Here is a 19,693-nt window from a genome sequence, read left to right on the forward strand (position 1 = left end):
TTGCACAACCGTAACTCCCTCGGTTACTTTATTACTCTTACCTTGTATGTCTCTGTGTGTGGCACGCTTATTTTAGTAATTTTTCTGCCCTTTGCATCAAAACAATTACTATGGGTCATGATTTATGAATATAAATATGTTATAAAAATGTTGTTATAGAGTGAACAAGGAAATAAGACGAAGAATCAAGATAATTGATTCCCTGCCATCAGAGGAGAGCGCCATGAAGATCATCTATCTCAGGTCCACTGAGATAGATGAGAAATGGTCACAGAGATCACTGAGAGGATTCTATAAATGCAGGGACGAGATCATGGAGATGTTCCAGATGAGGTATCCTTTATAAATACACAACTTTCGGGACGCTATGTCCCTGCGGCATATGTTAGATCAAATATGTAGAGATAATCAGAAACGTTCTTTGACCTGAATGCCATTATGTTGATCGCCAGAACAACAATGGATACAACTATAACAAGAATTAAGTGGTATACATAACGATTCATGATTGTCTGGCACTCCTTTTAACTCTATTCTTCCTACTTATGTGAGCACTCAGAATAAAATATACTCCAGCGATAATGGAAACTATGGAAATCAAAGTACCAAATGAATACAATATTTGAACATTAAATAAACCTAATAAACCCACAACACCTAAAGTTAGAAATATAATTCCAAATGTTGATAGGAATGATGCCCTAATTCCTGCTTTTTCTGTATGCACTCAAACCACCCTGAATGAATAATCTAACCATCGCAGCGAAAATTAACATTATACCAATTACAAATGAACCTGCCCATACTAAGGATTTTACTCCCAAGTAAAATGCTAGAACCCCGAACGAAAATAAAGTGATTCCACTAACTAAACTCATCATGCCAGTTCTGAAAAGCCAAGGGGAGTCTTTTTCCATTATAAAAATAACTGCCACCCCAATAGAGGCTATGGAAAAAACCAATGGCAAAACTATTGGCAATGCCGATATGAAATTTCCATTAAACTTTAGGTTGTTAGATAGAAATATTGACACATATAGAAGAGCTAAACCAACAATATAAAAAAGAAGGGACTTATAGATGTTCTCATATCGCATATTTACTTCCCTTTTCTCAATCTTATTAAGCCCCAGTGCAACATTGAATTACATTATACGCATCCTCAGTGCACTCTCCTGCTTTATAAATACAATAGGCACACGCAAGAACATCAAGACTAAAGCATATAAGGCAAGCAGGTAACGTTAAAAAATCAAAGCAAGCTGCAAGACAATCTGGTAAAACTAGACACTCTGCGCATATCTCCTCAATGTCAGGAACACTAAGAACGCAATCCGTGAGACTCAATGCATTCTCCAGGCAACATGTAAAATTAAAATCCATTAAGGTCACCTTGTAAGATAGTTCCATCACATCAATTGCCTTCAATTTATTTCGATTGCTTTCATATGCTTCAGGAAATGCGCTCAGAAGAGACTCCATTTTACTGTAAATCCACTTTCTCTTTTCTGAGGCACCATTATCTAATTTATTTATAACAAAACTTAAGTCCTTTGCAACCGATAAAAAGTCTCCGTTATAATTTATGCTTATAGGTAAAGCGAAAAGGTCAACATGGGTTGGGTCCTTTGGTGAAACGTTGATAGATAGAAACAATGCACCTTTGTTGTTTTCAAGTGGAACTATATTCCCTTCTAAGTATATTATGGCCTCATCATCGGCAATCTCAAAGTATAATGAATAAGCTTTTCCAGACTGAGATATTTTTTTCTCTGAAAGTTCATAATCCATCTCTCGAAATGATAGGGTGTAATTTTGAGTTTTATCAGAAAAAATTAGAGAAATGTTTTTCACACCGCTATTAGCAAACGTTTGAGGCGTTTGAATTTTTGGGGAGATCTTTCTAGGTTTCTTGTAAGTAATAACCTCAGTTTTTATTTCATCTTTATCCTTTGTCACTCGTACTACTTCTGACATTGTGAGTTCCTGCTTTCTGCTACCCATAATAAAAGAAGCAAATCATCTTATATAAATATATTCACATTTATTAGTAAACCCTGTAGTTCAGGGCATTTTTTAATATATAGAAGATGCGCCGGGATTTGATTAACGTTTTGAGGGGATACTTACCAAAATAGCACAATCTGCTCTGTAGCACATTAGTCACATTTCAAAGGTTATTACAGGTATTACTTGTTACAAGTGTAACATTTTGGGGGCAGTGTCTTTTAGTTTAATAGGAATTACTGCTCTTCCAGAAGCTCCACCATCTGCTTATTGATTCCTTTCCTATCCTCCCGTTCATTTCGTGAGAAAACGTGAGACCGCTGTACTTCATTCCAATAGTCATAGTCTATTCTGCTATTCCTCCTTTCTTTTTTGATTAATACCATCTATTTCCACAACCCCTCATACTTTTCTTTCAGGTTATTGAGTTCCTGTCCTCCGCTCAAATTTGATACTGTTTTCAAGATAGCGGTAAACAAAGGCAAGAGCAATCATTATCACTAATGAAGGCAACGCCGCATACAGTGCAAAGTCCCTGAAACTAAGATAGGCATTTGCTACAAGCACATAAACTATGAAAAATATGGCCATCCCACCTATGATATACCTGTGAACGTGTTTTGAAACCATTTTTCACTTCCTCTTTGAATTTTCAAAGAGTTCTCTCATTCTCTCTTGTCTTGAACCGCTTTTTAGGCTTTTTATATATCCGACTGTTCCCACAATTACGATTACCGGTAACAAACCCAGATCAATAAAGGCCAGAACATGTGAATGTATGACCATTATCGCAATTGCTCCGATTAATAAAAACGCTATGAAGAGGAAACCTGCGATAAGACTCAAATAACTAACTGGTTTATGATATTTTACCACTATAATCATCCCACGTTAATGTAAACTATCTAGCATACACCTACCTTTTGGCATATGTACTCGGCTCCCACGCTACAACCGTAATCTGTTATTTCCTCTATTGCCAGGGCGCAGAGAGAGGCACAAATTGATAGACAGATAAGGTAACCGATTAAGGTTTCAACAAATAATAAGCAAATATCTCCTGCTCCCGCAACACATACGTCCGCACATATCTCATCCGAAGGTATGCCGTCTGCCAATTCCTCGCATATTTCCTTAACTAATGCCTGACAAATGTCGCATTGAATAGATGGATCATTGCTTGAGTATGTTTTATTTGATACCACTAATGTTGTGTCTATCGGTTTACTATTCCCGCAACAAGCTTTTCCCTCACTAATTCCTACAATTTTTAGCTTTGAATCATTTTTATTCTTTTCCATTGTATTTATGGAGTATGTTGCTTTCCCAATATTTTTTCCATCGAATATAGTATAGTTGATTGTGTGATTACCGTTTACATCTCCTTTCAATACTTGAGTTCCTTGAATTAGTTTTGGTTTCTCTCCCTCAATCTCTATAAAGATAGAGGCTTGCTGGATTCTTGCTCCCTCTTCCGTGCTTTCATCAAAATGAAGCACCTTTACGCTCTTAATTTTCTTTGCCATAAGGCTAATAATCAAATCATCATACATATATATTCCTATTTTGTATGCGGTCAGTCTTTTGTGACATACCATTATGTCCACTTCATACGGAGCCTTGAAATTAAAGGAAATAGTAACAAAATAGAAGATTTAGTTTTTGCTTAATTGAATTTTGCCCAATACATAACAAGAAAGTCGGTGAAATACAAGCTACACGTACGAAAATAGCAAATTCATTTCCACAATCCGCTGACCAGATACCTTTGAACAATAGAAAAGCAGCACGGCACGAGAACCCCCTCATATTCCTGTAATTCCGCACTAAGCGGAGCGACATTGTGCGGTCAAAATTCCCCTCCCCTAAAATTGCCCCCTGCAAGGGTGAATAATGTGCCCGAAGCGAGCCGGAAGTCTTGCGTAGCAAGACCGAGTGGTGTAAGCGTTAGCGGTGGGTGGTGTGAACACCAAGCGTAGCGAAGGTGTGAAACACCAGCCATACACCACGAGCGGCGAGCACAGGACACCACCCTGAAAGAGCATAGCGAATGAAGGGCTCTTCGGAGAAGAGTGCGAGATGGAAATCAAAAGAGGGGTGGATTGCGATAGCAAGACGGGGTGAATTTTGATTGAAGTCGAAGCATGGGGTCCTGTGCTCGGCGTGCAGGTGAGCTGAGGGCACATAGTAATGGGCGAAGGCTCAAAGAGGGGTGGCTGAAAGTCGGGGTGAATTTGAGCTGGAGCCTTGCCAATAGATACTAAAATCTGACGTGTGTTACTATACTTGATGACAAGAGCCAAGGACAAAATGATAAGCATACGCAAGTCTGATTTGGATAGCCTCCTGGCTACCATTGAGACTCTTGAAAACCAATACGTAATGGATCAACTAAGAAAGAGCGAGGATGACATTAGGAAAGGTAGGGTCAGAAATGCAAGAGAGTTCTTGCAGGAACAAATTTAAGTCGATGTTGGTTCTACTAATCCGTTATGAAGTGTCCTGTCTGCAATAAAGAAAATAGGAATCCTCCGCTTAAACAATGGGCGTTCAACGTATATGAGGTTTCAAGGTACAAATGCTCCGAATGCGGTAACAATTTCAATACCTATGTAGGAGAAAAGAATTCTTACACCATTCCAAAGAGTGCTGCTTAGGTATAAGCTAACCATGCAGAAAGAGTCAATAGTCCTTGAAACCCATGTAATCTCCCAGCGTGCCTCTTACTTTTGCCTTGGTGAGTTTGGCGTATTCCAGTATTTCGCATGTTGTAGCTCCCTGCTTTTTCATCTGTTCAAAGGTATTCTGGCTCAGTAATACATAACTCCAGGTACAGGACATCCTCTCCTCAGGGAGCAGTTCATTCACCTTGTCGATCCAGTCTATGGCTGCCAGCCTCTTGTTTTTCACGTTCTGATTGCTCATGTCTCTCTCTGATTTTGTCTCGACCAGATAAAGCTGGTCACACGCCTTGATCATAAAATCAGGGTAGTAGTGCGCCAACAAGCCATCGTCTCTTATGTAAATTATGTTGGCAAAATCATTGTAATATTCGTTTATTTTCACAAATGCCTTCACTTTTGAGTCAGCGTCTATAAACTCGATGAAATCCTTCTCAAAGCCACCACTGTGCGACGGATAAGCAATTTTTTCGTAAATGTTCTTTGCTGCAGTTATGGCATAAGTCTCCCTTATCCTTATTTCCTTCACCTCTGAGAAATATCTCTTTACGATTTTTGCGTCATTTATCTTCAGGTTATTCATAGAATCGTAAACAGCCTTGGCTATGTTGCTGACAACGTGTTTTATTATGCTGTGCTGTGTTATCAGCAAAATACGCCAGTTATTGTCCTTGAGCGGATCAAACTCCTCTTCAAACAATCTATGTCTTATGTATTCGTCACATAGCTTTGCTATCAGGGCTGAATTCACCTGCATTACAGGAAATTCTCTCTGCTTCCTTCCTCTGGCATTGACATGGATTACTGATACTGCATTTACTATTTTCTGAATGAAAGAATTGTAACTCTTTGCCGTGAATATATCCGCGGTGACAGTATATTCGCCAAAAGTCGTCTTAACAGTGAGTTCTTCGCTATAGAATGTATCTCCTTTATTCCTGACCAGTGGCTTCAATGCTTCCAGTTTAATCGGAAAAGGCTCAAGTTTTTCGACGGAAAGTTCAGGAGTCAAGAGTTCTTCCTCCTTCTCCTGCAATATTATGATCCAGAATAAGTCATAATCCTTGTAATTGGGTTTGAGGCCAACCTTAACCAGATCCCCAACTATCCTGTTTTTGTCCGGCTCCTGGGTAACTACCCCAACCATTCCCGCAAGAACTCTTTCGTAATACTCAATAAAATTGGGGTGCTCAACAACACTGAGAATGTCTATGTAGCTGTTAGGTTCCTCCTTCTTTACGAGAAGTTTTTCACGATTTTCTTTTCTTGTGTCATCATATTCCGGCCCTCTCCACATTAGTCTCAGACCTCTGCCTATGAGCTGTTCTAGGAGCACGTAAGAGGATGCGGATCGAAGCGGCACGATCACGCATATATTGTTTACGTCAAATCCTTCCCTGAGCATGAGAACAGAAACTATCACTTTTGGTTTTTCGTGCCTGTCTATGTCGAAAAGTCTCTGTTTTATTGCCTTCCACTCATCTTCACTTACATCTCCTTTCTTGTTGGAATGAATCTCCATTAGTTCATCATCGGAGTAGCCTTCCTGTTTCAGAAATCCCATAACTAATGGTACAACCTTTGTGTCTTCACACACAATGAGCATTTTAGGATATTTTGCGCTGTCCAGTTTTGTGAACTCTTCCTCCAGAATGTTGAGTTTCTTTACTCCTGCCCTTAACATCAGCTTCTGACCATCAGAGAGACTTGTTACCTGTCTTCCCTCGCGTTCCGCCTTGAATTCGAGGTCTTCCAAAGGAATGGAGCCGAACTCCTTCCTCTTATCGATGGCTACTGTTTTCACAAGTCCTTTTTTTATGGCATCAACAAGATCAAAGTTTACTATGATGTGTGGAAAATGGTTCTGTACTCTGCTCTGACCACTTCCAGTCACAATGTACGGTGTTGCTGAAAAATCCACCTGCATGAATCTATGCTTCTTGTTTTCCGAAATCTTGTCAAGAGCCTCCTGCCACTTCTTCTCTACCACTTCATCGGATTTTTTCATCTCACCTAGATGGTGAGCCTCATCATTGAATACAACAAGATCAGGCAGGCTGGCCAGGAATTCCAGCTCCCTTCCTCTTAAGTATTGATTGTCCAGCTCTTCTAGAGAGTGCCCTTGGGAGGTGCCGGGCGCAATGGGCAATAATTCCTTTACCGTTATATCTGGGCTGTCCAGCGGTGAGTCTGCGTCAATCGACTCCTCTTCCTCTACCAGAAGATGCCAATTGGTTATGGCAATAAGTCCATCTCCTGTCACCTTTTTCCCGATCTCTTCCTTCTGTGTCACACATCCCTGGATGAACCCGAACAGTTCATCCTTGTATGCCGGTGGTATGAATAGTTTTTCAAAGTTCCTGAAATCTGACTGCTCAAAATCTCTGCTTCCATCCTCCTTCCTCTTTCCAAGAAATGCGTCAAGCAGCCTTTCATATACTATTATTCCAGGGGCAACAAGGAGAAAGTTCCTGGAGTACTCTCCACTTTCACTCTCTTCGTGCCTTGAGTTGAGATACTGCCAGATCAACAGAGCATCGAGAACCCAGGTTTTCCCCGTGCCGGTTGCCATCTTGATGCAGTACTTGGGATGCTCATACTTGTCTCGCTTCAGGTCAAGAAGATCCATCTGCTGAACCAGGTCAGGGTAAATGGACATGTAAATCTCACCCACACTCTTGAGCTTAAGTATCTCGTGAATGTAAATTGTATTGAGGATAGCCTGCCACTGACCCTCATGAAAATTGAACTCCCTCTCTTCCGCAAAAATGCCCTCAGGGTTCCAAAAGTTAAGAAGTTCCTGGGTTACCGGGGATACTTTTTGCATAAAGTCTCCGGATTTCCATAATGTATTGACCTCTTCGCTTATTTTCTTCGCGAGTTTCAATGGGATATCTTTTGTACCAAAGGACTTTATGTTTACCATCAGCTTACCTCTTGCACCGCTGCACTTTCAAAGCCGAATACGTCCACGGCTTTGACACATACCCTTCTTTTTCCATTTTTTCTGGGGACTACAAGCTTCGCTTTTCTGTCCACTTTCTGGTTATCTTCATGGTTTTCCCTGTAGTCCTGCCATTTGCTCCTGAATACTTCGCCGTCATAATCAGGATCGATGCTCCAGTATTCAATCAGGCTTAGGGGGTCTTCTTCTATCACTTTCTCCAGTTTTTCCTTATCATCCTTGTCAAGAGGCAATGCGTCTGGAGAAAGCAAAACGTAATTCTCAAGTTCAATTTCAAGTTCATCTTGGCTCTCATCTGAAGCTTTCTTCCTTATGGGCTTTACACTTAGATATTGCAGCGACGAGAATTTTACCTTCCCCTCTTTTATCAATGTCTCATAATCCGCCTTATGCTTCAGTCTTTCCAGTAAGTCCGGTGGTATTACCAACACTTCTAATTTATCATCGTTCAGGCTTTCGATTATCCTTCCAATATCCGTTTCGAAGTTCCAACCCAATACAATTATTTTCTCCCAGCCACCCATGAATGACCCTCTCAACTCCTGAGCTCTCTTCAGAGTTGCATAGCCTGTTACCCTCGTGGGAGAATCCACATAAACCAATGTCTTGCTTTGTTTTATGTAACCAAGATTGTTTGGTGTGCCATCCCGCATTGGGAATGGCAGGGCACCATACAAATTGAGTACTACGTGTGCCAAATCACCTATCCTCTTGAACTGTGACCTTTCAAATTGCTCTTTTTGATAATCACCTATAGATTGGTATAGGAATGGTTTGGCATCTTGATCGATGAGACGTTTTCTGGTAATCATACAGGCAGGTTTTCCGAGATCGCACATGATCCATTTTCTGCCAAGTTTTTCAGCAACTGCACCTGTAGTTCCTGAACCCGCAAAGAAATCAGCAATGACGGAGTTTGAACTAGATGAATGCTCGAGGATGAGGTCTAGCAAGTCTTCATTCTTTTCAGTTTGATAGTTGAATTGAAACGAATAAGCAGTAATATCTTCCCAAATTGTGTCTCTTACCTCAGACTCTGACGCTTCCACTTTGTATTCTGGTTTCCCTGTATTAGGATTAGGTCGGAGCATGCCTGTCTTTATCGCACCATCCGCTCTATCTTTTGACCAACGCCAGTGATTTCCCTGTCTTGGTTTGAATCCAAACAGTTCATAATCCATCCCTCCTCTATATCCGGCCGCTTCAAAAGAATGCCATCGTTCTTGGCGCTCGTTATGTCTCTGAAATGGCTTGAATCGGGCATCCTGATTCTTGCTGTAAAACAGTATTGTGTCATGGCCGTAGTTAATTTGCTTTACTGTATCATATTCTTGTACATTTTTCTTGATTCTACGCACTATCACTTCATTTCTGAAGTTGTCCTTGCCAAATATGTCATCAATAATTACTTTCACATAGTGTCCAATATGCCAATCGATGTGGACATAAAGAAAACCTTGTTCAGAAAGTAGTTCTCTCATTAAGACTAATCTCGGTACCAACATTTCTAAATATGATTTTGTTCCATCCTTCCAAGTATCAGAATAGGCAAATTGCTCTATTACTGAAGGCTTTTGTTCGATGTCTACAGAAGGTAAATGTATCTTTGTTCTGTAATCAGCCTTGCTGTCAAACGGGGGATCGATGTAAATCAGGTCTATCTTTCCTCGCATAGAGGGCAACCCTGTTTCTGGATCACCAGCAAGGAGGGCTTGCATTGCAAGTAAATTATCGCCGTAAATGAGTCTATTGAGAAACTCATTGTTTTCTTGAGTCTTAACAGCCTGACCCGTGAACTTAGTTAGCCCTCCGATTGCTTTTGTCGGAAGCACTAATTCATTTGTCTGTAATGTTATCCTTTGGGATTTCGACAGGCCATCAAGTATCTTCTGAGCCTCTCGTTTTCCTTTCTCAACTATTTTTGGTAACTCTTCTATTAACGATCTTTTTTGGCCATTTTTGCTTTTTTCGGTTACCTCAGCTTTCTCCCCCAATGAATCGACCATAATAAACACCATAATTTTTTTGCTTAATTCTCTACTAAATCCTCTTTCTAAGCTCTCCCAATACAATAGACTCATCAGATAATAATATTTGTGACTCCATTGTATAATATCTGCCTATCTTCTTCTTGATGAGCGTGATGAGACCAAGATTCTGCAGGTAGTTCACGCTCTGGAAGAATGTTGACTTGCTCACGCCCCTGAGGAGCATGTTGCCTGACGCTGAAACTTCGGAATATGCCCTGTTCGTATCCTGGTTCTTGATCAGGGCCGCCAGTATCAGCAGATCACGGTCTCCGAGGTTCTTCAGTGTTTCGCCCTCCACTTCCACATAGGCCTGCTTCAGGGCAGCTCTTACGGAATCGTCGTCCCACTCGTTCAGCCTGCCGATGATTTCCAGTGCCTTGATGCCTATCCTTGCGTCGCTCCTGTAGTCCCTCACAAGCATCGCCGACAAGAGACCAAGAGACTCCTTGTCATACTTGTTAAGGCCCTCGTCGGCCCTCATTTTCAGTATTTCCCTGATCTCTTCCGAACTGTATTCATGGAATACGATGTGATCAGGCTGCAATGAGCTCTTAACGCTTTCATCGTTCATGTCCTTGTACCAGTATACCTTCTGCGTTAAGAGGATAAGATTGGCTCTGGTGTGTCTGGTTAAGTGATACAATATGTCATAGTCCTGGAGAAAATCGACTTCGTCAAGGATAACGATAGATTTTCCGGAAAGCATGGAGTCGAATTTGCTCTTCACCTCATCGATGTCGTGGCCTCTGCTGTCGATTCTCGTTAGCTTGCGGTAAATCTTTATGGATGTGGGGTTTTCTCTTGCGTTTACGTAGAAAAACGGTATGGATTTGCTTTCCTTGAACGCCGATGCTATTGTCAGCGCACTCAGGGTTTTTCCTGATCCCTTGGAACCATAGATGATTATGTGCCTTGGTAAATTCAGGTTCACATAATCAGCAAGGTCGTTTGTTACCTTGTTCAGTTCGCTTCTTATGAGGATTCTTGGTGGTTTGAAGTCCATGTCGAAGATTATTGCACTCTTTATGTTGCTCGTCTCTTTGGCTCTCTCCTTCACCTTCTCCTCCACAAACGATATGGGATCTTTCATGGACAATGAATCACCCTTGTGACTGTTTGATTGGACACGCAAAATTCTTAAGACTTTCGAACGAGCCGAATATCGCAGTGTTGTAAAATGGTAATTTCACATTTTGGAGAGAGAGTGTGAGAAAACGAGTGAGGTTTACGGAGAAGATAATGCTGTTCAAAAAATAACAAAATTCCATTTTTCTGGTATGTTATGTTCATTGTATCAGTTATATAATATATATATAAGAAAACCGCTGACGCGTTCGGCGACTCTCTCTCTTTCAGCGGTTTTCCCTCAGAATCCTCAGTATCGGAGTGGTGGAGCATTCCAGGGACTTCGCTATGGCTCTTGCTGATAATCCCTTCTGCTTCAGTTCCATTACCTTCCTTCGGTCTATGAAGCTCCCATTCCTGGTCTTCAGGGGAGGCCTTCCGAATTTGACACCCTTGCTCTGTGCCTGTTCCCTTCCTGCCTTTGTTCTGGAATTGATCATATTCCTCTCGAATTCAGCGAATGCGCCCAGAATTTGCAATAGGAGTCTTCCATTGGGTGTTGTGGTATCTATGCCTGGGTCATTGACGCTGACGAATCCTACGCCATTCTGGTCAAGGTATTCAAGGGTTTTCAGCAGATCGGATAAGGATCGGGCAAACCTGTCAATCTTGGAAACAATAACAATCTGGGGTCTCCTGTCAAGCGATTTGAGCATCCTCTCAAATTCCGGTCTCAGCGTGTTCCTGCCCGACTTCGCCTTGTCTTCAAATATCTCTAATTCGTAGCCTTTCTGGTATGTATACTGCCTGATTGCCTCCTTCTGCCTCTCGTTTGAGCCCTGCCTGACCTCTTCTATGGTGCTTGCCCTGACATAGGCGAAAGCGAGTGTCATTTAAATCATAGAATTTAGGGACGCATATGTTATTAAAATCCAGTGTTTAGTGGCGTTACTAAAATTACAAGTTTAGTGACAGCAAGGTCAGGAGAATGTGTGTCGGCTTTTAGAAGCTTCGAGGGACCTGGATGTTATCTCAAGATTGCATGAATTGTGCTGGCTACACCAGTCCTGACATTTTTTAGCATCTGACTCATCCTTGTAATGAAGTTTACAAATTTCACATTGGTAGGTGTTCTCATCCATCTTAGCCATTCGATCACTTCCTCAAATCAAGGTTATCTTTCTGCATTAGGTTATCGGTTAACCATTATTTCGTTAACCGTTTTCCGATTTAAGTCTCGCGCTCGCCATAAACATAGGCCTAAACGTGGTTAGCAACTGTAGTTTACATATATCTTCACGTCAAGTGGACCAGAATAACTATAATTGGGTGCAGTGATGCTGATGTTTAAGTCCGTTCGGAGTCCAGGTTGAAATGTTACAGGCAAATTATAAACTCTGTATTGGAAACCGGGGGTCATAGCGTAGGCATTGGTGAAACTCATAGCGCATGTAAGATTTGATGTAAATGGGTAAGCTCCGTTTACCGTTGACCCCGGCTGCATGTCATAGCTACCAGGGAAAGAGTATGTCCAGTTTGACCCTGTATATGGGTCGTAATAGTAATACTCAATATTGGTGACATGGACAGTGGATGATGAGTAACCATGAGAAAGAAAGAAACTTACTGCGAAAAAACCAACTAAGAAGGCAATTATTCCGACTATTCTGGGAGACTTAGAAGATTTCCTGATGGTGGTACCCGTCTGCTGTTCTTTTGGAATTTCTGTTTCTTGGCCTTTAGCTTTATTTGCATCCTTGGTTGTTTTGGTGTTTGACATAATCGTTCATCACTCGGTCTTGCAGGTTTGAGTTTTCGGTTAACCGTTACTTGTTCAACCGTTTCCTGATTTCCGTTTCAACGTTTTCCAATTCCTGTCCTTTCTCCTGAGCTATCTTCTCCAGATCGCTTCTCCACTTCTCTATGAGCTCATCAGGTCCGTAATACTTGGAATACAGTCTGTAGGTGTCGTATTGCCTGTTGGTGACCTTGAATCCGACGGTTTTCGTGTACCGATGTTCCGTTTGCTCAGCATTTCTCTCTAAGACATTGGCTGGCTTCTGAGATATAAGGTCATCCAAACCTCTTCGTTTCTTTTCGCTCATCGTTTCACCCTTAACCTGTTTTCTACCTCTTTTGCAAGCTCAACGTAAGATTTTGAGGCAGAAGCATCCTTCCTGTAAATTACCACTGGCTCTCCGGTCATTGTTGAATCGGTCACGGTAACATTTCTCGGTATTATGGTCCTGAACAGGTGCTTCGAGTAATGCTTCCTGACATCCTCAAGCACCTCATTCGATGATTTTGTTCTTGAATTGAACATGGTTACGACCATTCCCAGTATTTTTAGTGTTCGACCAAGCCTCGTGTTCACGAGATCCACAACGCTGAGTAGCTGTGTGAGACCTTCAAGCGCGAAGAACTCTGCCTGAACTGGTATTAGAACGTAATCTGAAGCCACCAGTGCGTTTATGGTGAATACGCCAAGGCTCGGCGGTGTGTCGATAATGATGAAGTCGTATCGCCTTGACAGCTTGCTGAGTTCGTTGGCAAGGATGTATTCCCTGCCCATCCTGCCCGATAACTGCACTTCTGCACCTGCCAGGTCTATTATGCTTGGAACAATGTCAATGCTGTCTTTCCTGAGTATGGCTTTCTCAAGGCCTCCATCAAGCATCACATCGTACATCGTCCGGTTCAGTTCACCTTTATTCACACCAAAGGAGGTTGTAAGATTGCCCTGCGGGTCGATGTCAATAAGCAGCACCTTGTGTTTTCTTGCCAGTACTGAGCCAAGATTCACTGCGGTTGTGGTCTTGCCGCATCCTCCTTTCTGGTTGGCAATTGAGATGATCATTGATGGAACTTGGAAGCAAAGAGTTATAAGTTTATGGTTAACCCGCTTGGATTAACGGTTAGCGGTTAACTGAAAATAGAGCGTGTGGGACAAAGATTTTAGGTTTTATCGTTGAATAAATAGCATGTCATTATTAGTCAGCGTGTTCTTGGCACTGGTTGCAGCTGCGATAGGTGCTGTTGTAACTTATTTATATTTGGACTGGGAGGGACACGAAGATAAGAAGGTAAAATATTCGATAATGGTTTTCCTGATCGTTCTTTTAGTGATTCTCTTTGCTATGTATGAAAACATTGTTTCGGCTTGGGTTAACAACCTTTTTACTTAATCTGCGTCTTAGTTTTTTCTGGTTCCGTTAACATTTCCCTCATGGAATCGATTGTCATTACCAGAACTCTCTCTCCAAGTCCCCGATATTTGTCGATTAGCTCCCTGTTGGGAACAACTATTATCACCCTCAAGTTGGTTCCCGCTATTCTTTCCTTCAAGTCTTCCATGCTGTGCTTCAGGCCCGTCTCGATTTCCACCATGAAGAAATCGGTCTCTATGTCAAATGCTCCTCTCTCTCCAGTGGTAGATATCCTGTTTACGGATACACCAAGCTCGTTTAGGATGTCAACTGCCTGGCTCTGCATCCCTGTGTGGAGATTAGAGAGGTTGGGGCTCTTCGAATAGTACATGACGATTGGTTTGCCATCCCTGAGGTATTTGACCCTGCCAACCTCGTTGTTGTTCTTCAGCTCTTCAAGGACTGACTTTATTCTGAGCTTTGCCTGATCCTTGCTGATTCCGTATTTCACCGATATTTCCTTTCCCATTTCGGTTGCATAGGACATTCTTTCGCTGAGAATATGCATAATCTCCTCCTTGTAGTCTATGCCCTTCCCTCTCCCTCCGGCTCCCTCTTCCATTCTTTCTTCCTTGACTGCTGCAAGGATCTTCTGCGTTTCTCTGTATTCATTGCCGTCGGAAATGTACGTCAGTACAGGAGCGAATGCCTGGCTCTCAGGGAATTCTATGTCCGTGAACTGTCTGGGTTGCAGTACCGAGACAGAAAATCTTACAAGCTGGTTGTAGGACAGTATCTGCAAGTCCGCATCGCCGAGCTTGAAAGTGAACTTCGTGCCGAAGTTTGCCCTCATCTCCGGCAGTATGTCGATGAGATTCTGCGTGATGATCCACAGCATTCCCTTATCGCGGATTTCGCGGGACATGACGTCAAGGATCGTATGATAGGATTTTGTGAGTCTGTGTGCCTCATCAATGCATACGAGAACGTCCTTTCTTTTGCGCTCTTCCATTTCCCTGTATATCTGCCTCAGCATAAGCTCGGCGTAGAAGTTCTGAGCCTGCTTTGTTGGCAATGTTGAGAAGTCGAACACGGTGCTCTCATTTGCAAGCTCCACACTGCCCATATCCTTGATTATGAGGCTCTTCACGTTCTGCTCTATCGCATTCAATGTTTCAATCTGGTTCTTGGACGCTGATTTTCTCTTCTCGCTGATTGTTTTCATGAAGCTCTTCCAGTCCGTGCTCTGCGACGCTATCTCCTGCAGAAAAGCTGGAGTCTGCTGCAGCTGTATTCCGGAGCTTATCTTCTCGCCGAAGAATGCCGTCATATAGGCCTCGGAGAAGGCGTTAATGTCCCTGAATGGATTTGGCAAACACTCTTTTGCGTCGATGACCGGGATCCCAAGGTGCACCTCATGGTCATCGGGCTTGAATGAGAATATGATCCTCTGCCTGTCCTCGAATTTAGAGAGAAGGTGCATGGTGAGGTAGCTCTTTCCCTGTCCGGAAACGCCCGTAATAGATACGTTCCTGTTTCCCTTGTGCTCAATGTAATCCCTGAGATTTGCAGCTCTCGCTGAGCATTCCTCACGCCTGAACTTGCCTCTTTCCATATCGGGAATAATGGTGTATGCTATGGTTGTGTGGCCGGCAAAGCGCTTCAGTCTCCTTGACAGGTCGTAGAACATTCTTTCCTGATTCCTCAGGGGCAGCTCAATGAAGGGTTTGGAAAGAACCCTTCTTGCATTTATAAGCTCTGAGAAGCCATATTCTCTCATAACCCTATTCTGGTCTTCCAGATATTTATTCATATCCAGCTACCTTTTTATTATGTATCGCCTGTGTGGATTGAGCGTTATTGTGTAGTGTTCCACCTTTACGGTGCGCGTTTCTATCAAGTATAGGAGGGCAATGATCCCTATGATCACTGCAAGAATGACGATGTAGACGAAAAGAATGAGAGCACAGTACAGTAGGACAAGGGCTCCTATGAAGGCCAGGATGAGGCCTGCTATTCCTATAGTCTCGTAAAACAGGTTTCCCGAAATTGTCATCGCAAACAGCAAGGACCAGAGACCCTGCCATACCATGCCTGTTACGAATACTATGACAGCGGTGATCACGAATCCAAAGGTTATTGCATCTTCGTCCATGATTACCTCTGCGCCCTGAATCTCCTGTTCGGGGTCAGCGTCGCGGATATTGAGGCCTCCTCACGCTTGAATATCAAACCTCTTCTTGTGATTACGAGGTCCATCCTCATGACAGGATTCGATTCGTATTCCACGTAGCTTATGTCAGGATTCCGCTCCATGAACTCCCTGATGGCTGCTATCTGTCTCCTGTCTTCGAGCTCATACTGGTTAACCGTGTTCTCGATTATGGTCTCCTGGAGTCTTTCAAGAGTGCCTTTCTTCTGCGGATTGGCCATCTCATATCTTACCATTTCAGGCGAGGAGCCTTCAAAATATTCAGGCTCACTGCCGTTCACAACCACTCTTCTTACTTTATTCATTTTCATTCCCTCCATGGAAGAAAGCAAGCCACGTTTGCGCCTTCGCCAGGAACTCTTCTTTGGCAAGGATGTCCGGCTCTGAAAGCAGTATCCTGGTCAGCGGATGATCCGGGAATTTCTTTGCGAAGTTTGCCTTCAGCTTTGCAACACGGACTCTTCTGGCATCTTCCATATACGTGTATTGAGAAGAGTGGCTTTATCCTCAAAAGATAGGATTAAATACTAAGGAACGGCATCTTTTCTTCTCTTCCCGTAGGTAAAAGGAAAGGCTTTCCAGTCCTTGTATTCGCTGGCATCAAGCTTTTTTCTGAAGAAACCGTAGTAGGTTCCACAGTTCAGGCAGTAGTATTCAGAGGTTTCCATGAAATTTCTTGCAAAAAACAAGAACTCTGCCTTGTTCATATCCTTAAGGATGTTCTTGAACCTGCATCTCCCACAAAAAAACACAGTTTTCAGTCTTCTGCTTTCATCAGTGCCATAGTAAAGGTTGGCTACCTTAACCCACATTGAGAATAGGTCGGATATCTTCTCCTTTGTAAGGGGGTCGTCATGCAGAATGAACTCCCTGTTGACAAAATACACTTTTTTGTTCTTATGGATGTCATACTCAACATTGAGCATTTTCCACTTCTTCGCGAGACCATTGATGTGGTTCCAGTAAAACTTTCTGTCCTTTCCAAATTCTTCCTGAAGTTTATCAATCAGCTTGGCTTGTATTGGCGTAATTCCAAGAAGGTTGAAAATATTGAGGATTCCAATCACCCTGGCATCCCAGATGTCGGGTAGAGTGTAGTAGAATATGCTCTGGAATCCTTCTACAAAATAGTTAGCCCATATCTCGTTCCTTGGAAGTTCCTTTGGTATCTTTATTTCGTCATTCATCAGAATGGCAGCCTCATTATAGCCTTTCCAGTCAGCAATACAGCCTCAAAGTCGTATCCCTCGCTGATATACTGCTCTATCTCATCTACGGGTATGACTTTCTGCTTCGCTCCGTTCTCCGTCATTTTCCCTCCTACCTTATCTCGTAATAACTGCTGAAAGTTCTCATTGCTTACGCTTGTAAGGTCTATCTTATCTATCTCTTCCTGCTTATAGCCCACGGCAGAAAGAAGCTGCTGCAAATACAGCCTTGCATTCTCCTCGGATACATCGCTTATCCTCGTTTCAAGGAATTTAAGGCATTTTCATTATAGTTTTCACGCTGAGAAATGTACAAAGATTCGATTGTGGTCAGTCAAACCAAAATCAAGTCGATTTCTTTTCATCTTCAATGTTAATGCCACTTGATGAAATGGACAGTGCGACAAAATGAGTGCTGTTGCCTATTACATAAGCAAGGTCAAAGAGATACAGGTAATTTGAAACGCTCTTAAATAAGAACGATAATACATTGATTATGAGGGTAACTATCGATATGATGATAACCAGAATGATGTGATATACATATCTGTTCAGCATCTCGCTTTACTACCTCCTATAGATTTTCTTGTACACAAAATATGCAGTGATGAGAATTATCATCGTGGGTATCACTGCATAGTAAGCAAATTCATTTATTGGAAAATAGTAGTAAGCAACTTGGTCATAAATGAAAACGGCTATAACGAAAGTGAGTATGATGTATCGAGGTAAGTTTGATTGCATCCAGTTCGCCCTACTGTTTTTTCCCAGATTTTCCAAATATTTCACTTGTTCTCTTTTGGAGTTTACCACTTTTTGCTCCTAGGATAAGGCCTATAGCGAGAACTACCAATGAAATCAGGAATGCCAGTCCTCCGTAGAGAAATGTATAAGCAAGAACAGTTCCGTTGGAGTGAAAGACTGCCCCGATTGCCAAAACTACAAGGGATACAATAAAAAGTACCGTTCCTACGGTAATTGTTCTATTTATAGCATGAAATTTTACCATCGCATCATCTCATTTATAATCATTCTTGAATTTCTTAATGAAGTCAAGCATTTGTTCCTCCTTTGATCCATGCTTTCCAATATAGTTGTAAAAGCCTTCCTCGTCTAATTCTCCGGCGATATACTTATTCGCAGCTTCGTTAAGTTTTCTTGTATGTTTTGTCGTTCCGTAAGGCTTCCTGATGAACAGATTACTGTATTCTACGGTCTTTCCGTCAGGGGATTTTACCGCACCTGGCAGATCAGAGAGAATATCGTGATCAGTTTTCCACATTCTGGTACCCTGAATCCTATTTTGTCTCACCACTCTTGTGAAGCCCCCTGAGCCGAGTATTCCAATAACCGGATTTACCCCATAATCTCGAGCCCTGAAAGCACCATATAAAAGAAGTGAAAGACCTATCCCAAAAGGTACAAAGAATCCAAGAAAAGAACCAAGATAACTGTATATTAGTATCTTTGGATACTTTAGAGAGACCACGAGATCGACGATCATTATTGCGATACCAATACTCACGTATGCCAGCCTATATCTCATCGAGATTTCACCTTAAATTATATGAAAGAATAGTTATTTAAGTTCTTATAGAGAACATCCAATTGCTTTCTCACATATATAGTCTGCACCAAGTTCACACGCTACGTGAACGCCAATATCTATTACTGTTTGAAGGACAACATCGCAGATCGATGCCACGACTCCAAAACAGACAACATAAACAATAGGGTCTTCTATGAATTCCAGACATACAATACCCGATGCCTCTTCGCAAGCCAAGTCCTCAGAAACACCATCTGCGAGAAGTGTACAGAGCACCGTTCCAAGAGCATGGCAGATAAGACACTCAATGGCATTTGGGTCTGATTTTACATTCGAGAGAGCGACATCTTTGTTAGTAGTTGTAACCCTGTCATTTGAGTTCAGTCCGCTTCCCTCAACATGGACAATTTTCTTCCCATTGATTGTGTCAATGTACTTTGTCTTGAATTTATTGGTTATTGTTTTCCCGCTATGCTGTATTACGTATGTAATCGAGGCATTTGATGAAGTTTCTCCCTCGATAATATACTTCCAGTTAAGGATTGCTCCAGGGCCCTCTTTAAATTGCACGACCGTAACTCCCTCGGTTACGTTTGTTGCTCCTACCTTGTAGGTCTCAGTATGTGGCACGCTTATTTTGGTAATTTTCCTGCCTTTTGCATCAAAACAATTACTGCAGCTCATAATTTATGAATAAAATCATCTTATAAAAATGTTTTCATATTATATATTGCGGCATAAGAGCATAGAAATAATCGCATGTTTCTGCTTTTGTCACTTTAGCTAAAGGAGTTATGTTTATTACTTTCATGCATAATGCGAACGAGAGC

Annotated in this window: 28 protein-coding genes; 3 read left to right on the plus strand and 25 right to left on the minus strand. The window is 42.0% G+C overall.

What is annotated here, in order from left to right:
* Nucleotides 1-160 precede the first annotated feature (160 nt).
* On the plus strand, nucleotides 161-346 hold the full coding sequence (locus tag TVG_RS07865; RefSeq protein WP_010917724.1) for a transposase: 186 nt from the start codon (nucleotides 161-163) through the stop codon (nucleotides 344-346).
* Between the two features lie 19 nt (nucleotides 347-365).
* Here TVG_RS07865 and TVG_RS08610 read toward each other — a convergent pair whose 3' ends face one another.
* The 8 genes from TVG_RS08610 to TVG_RS07890 form a co-directional block, all read right to left on the minus strand.
* Nucleotides 366-506 carry a hypothetical protein gene (locus tag TVG_RS08610; RefSeq protein WP_010917725.1) on the minus strand — a complete coding sequence of 47 codons (141 nt, stop codon included), beginning with the start codon at nucleotides 504-506 and terminating at the stop codon, nucleotides 366-368.
* Nucleotides 503-727 carry a hypothetical protein gene (locus tag TVG_RS08615; protein WP_021792164.1) on the minus strand — a complete coding sequence of 75 codons (225 nt, stop codon included), beginning with the start codon at nucleotides 725-727 and terminating at the stop codon, nucleotides 503-505. Before TVG_RS08615 ends, TVG_RS08610 begins: the two co-directional genes overlap by 4 nt.
* Nucleotides 702-1,097, minus strand: coding sequence for a hypothetical protein (locus TVG_RS07870; RefSeq protein WP_021792163.1), 396 nt, complete (start codon nucleotides 1,095-1,097; stop codon nucleotides 702-704). Before TVG_RS07870 ends, TVG_RS08615 begins: the two co-directional genes overlap by 26 nt.
* A 25-nt stretch (nucleotides 1,098-1,122) precedes the next feature.
* The gene (locus TVG_RS07875; RefSeq protein WP_010917727.1) at nucleotides 1,123-2,004 is read right to left on the minus strand and encodes a hypothetical protein; all 882 of its coding nucleotides are present in this window, start codon (nucleotides 2,002-2,004) and stop codon (nucleotides 1,123-1,125) included.
* Nucleotides 2,005-2,243: 239 nt separating this feature from the next.
* Nucleotides 2,244-2,393 (minus strand): hypothetical protein, encoded by a 150-nt coding sequence (locus TVG_RS08650; RefSeq protein WP_021792161.1) that lies wholly within the window; start codon nucleotides 2,391-2,393, stop codon nucleotides 2,244-2,246.
* 34 nt (nucleotides 2,394-2,427) lie between these two features.
* A complete protein-coding gene (locus TVG_RS07880) occupies nucleotides 2,428-2,637 on the minus strand; it encodes a hypothetical protein (protein WP_010917728.1) in 210 nt (69 codons plus the stop codon).
* Nucleotides 2,638-2,640: 3 nt separating this feature from the next.
* Nucleotides 2,641-2,892, minus strand: a complete 252-nt coding sequence (locus TVG_RS07885; protein WP_021787305.1) for a hypothetical protein — start codon at nucleotides 2,890-2,892, stop codon at nucleotides 2,641-2,643.
* Between the two features lie 20 nt (nucleotides 2,893-2,912).
* On the minus strand, nucleotides 2,913-3,560 hold the full coding sequence (locus TVG_RS07890; RefSeq protein ID WP_021792159.1) for a halocin C8-like domain-containing protein: 648 nt from the start codon (nucleotides 3,558-3,560) through the stop codon (nucleotides 2,913-2,915).
* A gap of 736 nt (nucleotides 3,561-4,296) precedes the next feature.
* Between TVG_RS07890 and TVG_RS08685 the strand changes: the two genes are divergently transcribed.
* Nucleotides 4,297-4,473 carry a hypothetical protein gene (locus TVG_RS08685; RefSeq protein WP_010917730.1) on the plus strand — a complete coding sequence of 59 codons (177 nt, stop codon included), beginning with the start codon at nucleotides 4,297-4,299 and terminating at the stop codon, nucleotides 4,471-4,473.
* 216 nt (nucleotides 4,474-4,689) lie between these two features.
* Here the strand turns inward: TVG_RS08685 and TVG_RS07895 are convergent, their stop codons facing one another.
* The 7 genes from TVG_RS07895 to TVG_RS07925 all read right to left on the minus strand — a co-directional run bounded on the left by TVG_RS07895 (nucleotide 4,690) and on the right by TVG_RS07925 (nucleotide 13,605).
* Nucleotides 4,690-7,614: a DEAD/DEAH box helicase family protein gene (locus tag TVG_RS07895; RefSeq protein ID WP_010917731.1), complete on the minus strand. Its 2,925-nt coding sequence runs from the start codon at nucleotides 7,612-7,614 to the stop codon at nucleotides 4,690-4,692.
* Nucleotides 7,614-9,659, minus strand: coding sequence for a site-specific DNA-methyltransferase (locus TVG_RS07900; RefSeq protein ID WP_010917732.1), 2,046 nt, complete (start codon nucleotides 9,657-9,659; stop codon nucleotides 7,614-7,616). The genes TVG_RS07895 and TVG_RS07900 overlap by 1 nt, the downstream gene beginning before the upstream one ends.
* A 34-nt stretch (nucleotides 9,660-9,693) precedes the next feature.
* Nucleotides 9,694-10,773: a Cdc6/Cdc18 family protein gene (locus TVG_RS07905; protein WP_010917733.1), complete on the minus strand. Its 1,080-nt coding sequence runs from the start codon at nucleotides 10,771-10,773 to the stop codon at nucleotides 9,694-9,696.
* 262 nt (nucleotides 10,774-11,035) lie between these two features.
* Entirely contained in the window at nucleotides 11,036-11,641 is a 606-nt protein-coding gene (locus tag TVG_RS07910) for a recombinase family protein (protein ID WP_010917734.1), read from the minus strand.
* Between the two features lie 377 nt (nucleotides 11,642-12,018).
* Nucleotides 12,019-12,528 carry a hypothetical protein gene (locus TVG_RS07915; RefSeq protein WP_010917735.1) on the minus strand — a complete coding sequence of 170 codons (510 nt, stop codon included), beginning with the start codon at nucleotides 12,526-12,528 and terminating at the stop codon, nucleotides 12,019-12,021.
* A gap of 46 nt (nucleotides 12,529-12,574) precedes the next feature.
* On the minus strand, nucleotides 12,575-12,853 hold the full coding sequence (locus TVG_RS07920; RefSeq protein WP_021793813.1) for a hypothetical protein: 279 nt from the start codon (nucleotides 12,851-12,853) through the stop codon (nucleotides 12,575-12,577).
* A complete protein-coding gene (locus tag TVG_RS07925; protein ID WP_010917736.1) occupies nucleotides 12,850-13,605 on the minus strand; it encodes a ParA family protein in 756 nt (251 codons plus the stop codon). Before TVG_RS07925 ends, TVG_RS07920 begins: the two co-directional genes overlap by 4 nt.
* 124 nt (nucleotides 13,606-13,729) lie before the next feature.
* Between TVG_RS07925 and TVG_RS07930 the strand changes: the two genes are divergently transcribed.
* Nucleotides 13,730-13,933 carry a hypothetical protein gene (locus TVG_RS07930; protein ID WP_021793814.1) on the plus strand — a complete coding sequence of 68 codons (204 nt, stop codon included), beginning with the start codon at nucleotides 13,730-13,732 and terminating at the stop codon, nucleotides 13,931-13,933.
* Here the strand turns inward: TVG_RS07930 and TVG_RS07935 are convergent.
* The 10 genes from TVG_RS07935 to TVG_RS07980 all read right to left on the minus strand — a co-directional run bounded on the left by TVG_RS07935 (nucleotide 13,926) and on the right by TVG_RS07980 (nucleotide 19,547).
* A complete protein-coding gene (locus TVG_RS07935) occupies nucleotides 13,926-15,707 on the minus strand; it encodes an AAA family ATPase (RefSeq protein WP_010917737.1) in 1,782 nt (593 codons plus the stop codon). The two genes, TVG_RS07930 and TVG_RS07935, sit on opposite strands and share 8 nt — an antisense overlap.
* Before the next feature lie 6 nt (nucleotides 15,708-15,713).
* Complete coding sequence (locus tag TVG_RS07940) at nucleotides 15,714-16,049, minus strand: hypothetical protein (protein WP_010917738.1); 336 nt, start codon at nucleotides 16,047-16,049, stop codon at nucleotides 15,714-15,716.
* Nucleotides 16,050-16,051: 2 nt separating this feature from the next.
* Nucleotides 16,052-16,426, minus strand: a complete 375-nt coding sequence (locus TVG_RS07945) for a hypothetical protein (RefSeq protein ID WP_162009555.1) — start codon at nucleotides 16,424-16,426, stop codon at nucleotides 16,052-16,054.
* Nucleotides 16,404-16,583, minus strand: coding sequence for a hypothetical protein (locus tag TVG_RS07950; RefSeq protein ID WP_048054049.1), 180 nt, complete (start codon nucleotides 16,581-16,583; stop codon nucleotides 16,404-16,406). Before TVG_RS07950 ends, TVG_RS07945 begins: the two co-directional genes overlap by 23 nt.
* A 50-nt stretch (nucleotides 16,584-16,633) precedes the next feature.
* Nucleotides 16,634-17,293: a hypothetical protein gene (locus TVG_RS07955; RefSeq protein ID WP_010917740.1), complete on the minus strand. Its 660-nt coding sequence runs from the start codon at nucleotides 17,291-17,293 to the stop codon at nucleotides 16,634-16,636.
* Nucleotides 17,293-17,535: a hypothetical protein gene (locus TVG_RS07960; protein WP_010917741.1), complete on the minus strand. Its 243-nt coding sequence runs from the start codon at nucleotides 17,533-17,535 to the stop codon at nucleotides 17,293-17,295. Before TVG_RS07960 ends, TVG_RS07955 begins: the two co-directional genes overlap by 1 nt.
* Before the next feature lie 124 nt (nucleotides 17,536-17,659).
* A complete protein-coding gene (locus TVG_RS07965) occupies nucleotides 17,660-17,872 on the minus strand; it encodes a hypothetical protein (RefSeq protein WP_010917742.1) in 213 nt (70 codons plus the stop codon).
* Nucleotides 17,873-18,068: 196 nt separating this feature from the next.
* Nucleotides 18,069-18,323: a hypothetical protein gene (locus TVG_RS07970; protein WP_021787302.1), complete on the minus strand. Its 255-nt coding sequence runs from the start codon at nucleotides 18,321-18,323 to the stop codon at nucleotides 18,069-18,071.
* Nucleotides 18,324-18,332: 9 nt separating this feature from the next.
* On the minus strand, nucleotides 18,333-18,860 hold the full coding sequence (locus tag TVG_RS07975) for a hypothetical protein (RefSeq protein WP_010917743.1): 528 nt from the start codon (nucleotides 18,858-18,860) through the stop codon (nucleotides 18,333-18,335).
* Nucleotides 18,861-18,905: 45 nt separating this feature from the next.
* A complete protein-coding gene (locus tag TVG_RS07980) occupies nucleotides 18,906-19,547 on the minus strand; it encodes a hypothetical protein (RefSeq protein ID WP_010917744.1) in 642 nt (213 codons plus the stop codon).
* Between the last annotated feature and the right edge of the window lie 146 nt (nucleotides 19,548-19,693).

This window comes from Thermoplasma volcanium GSS1 (genome assembly GCF_000011185.1).
GTDB classification, from domain to species: domain Archaea; phylum Thermoplasmatota; class Thermoplasmata; order Thermoplasmatales; family Thermoplasmataceae; genus Thermoplasma; species Thermoplasma volcanium.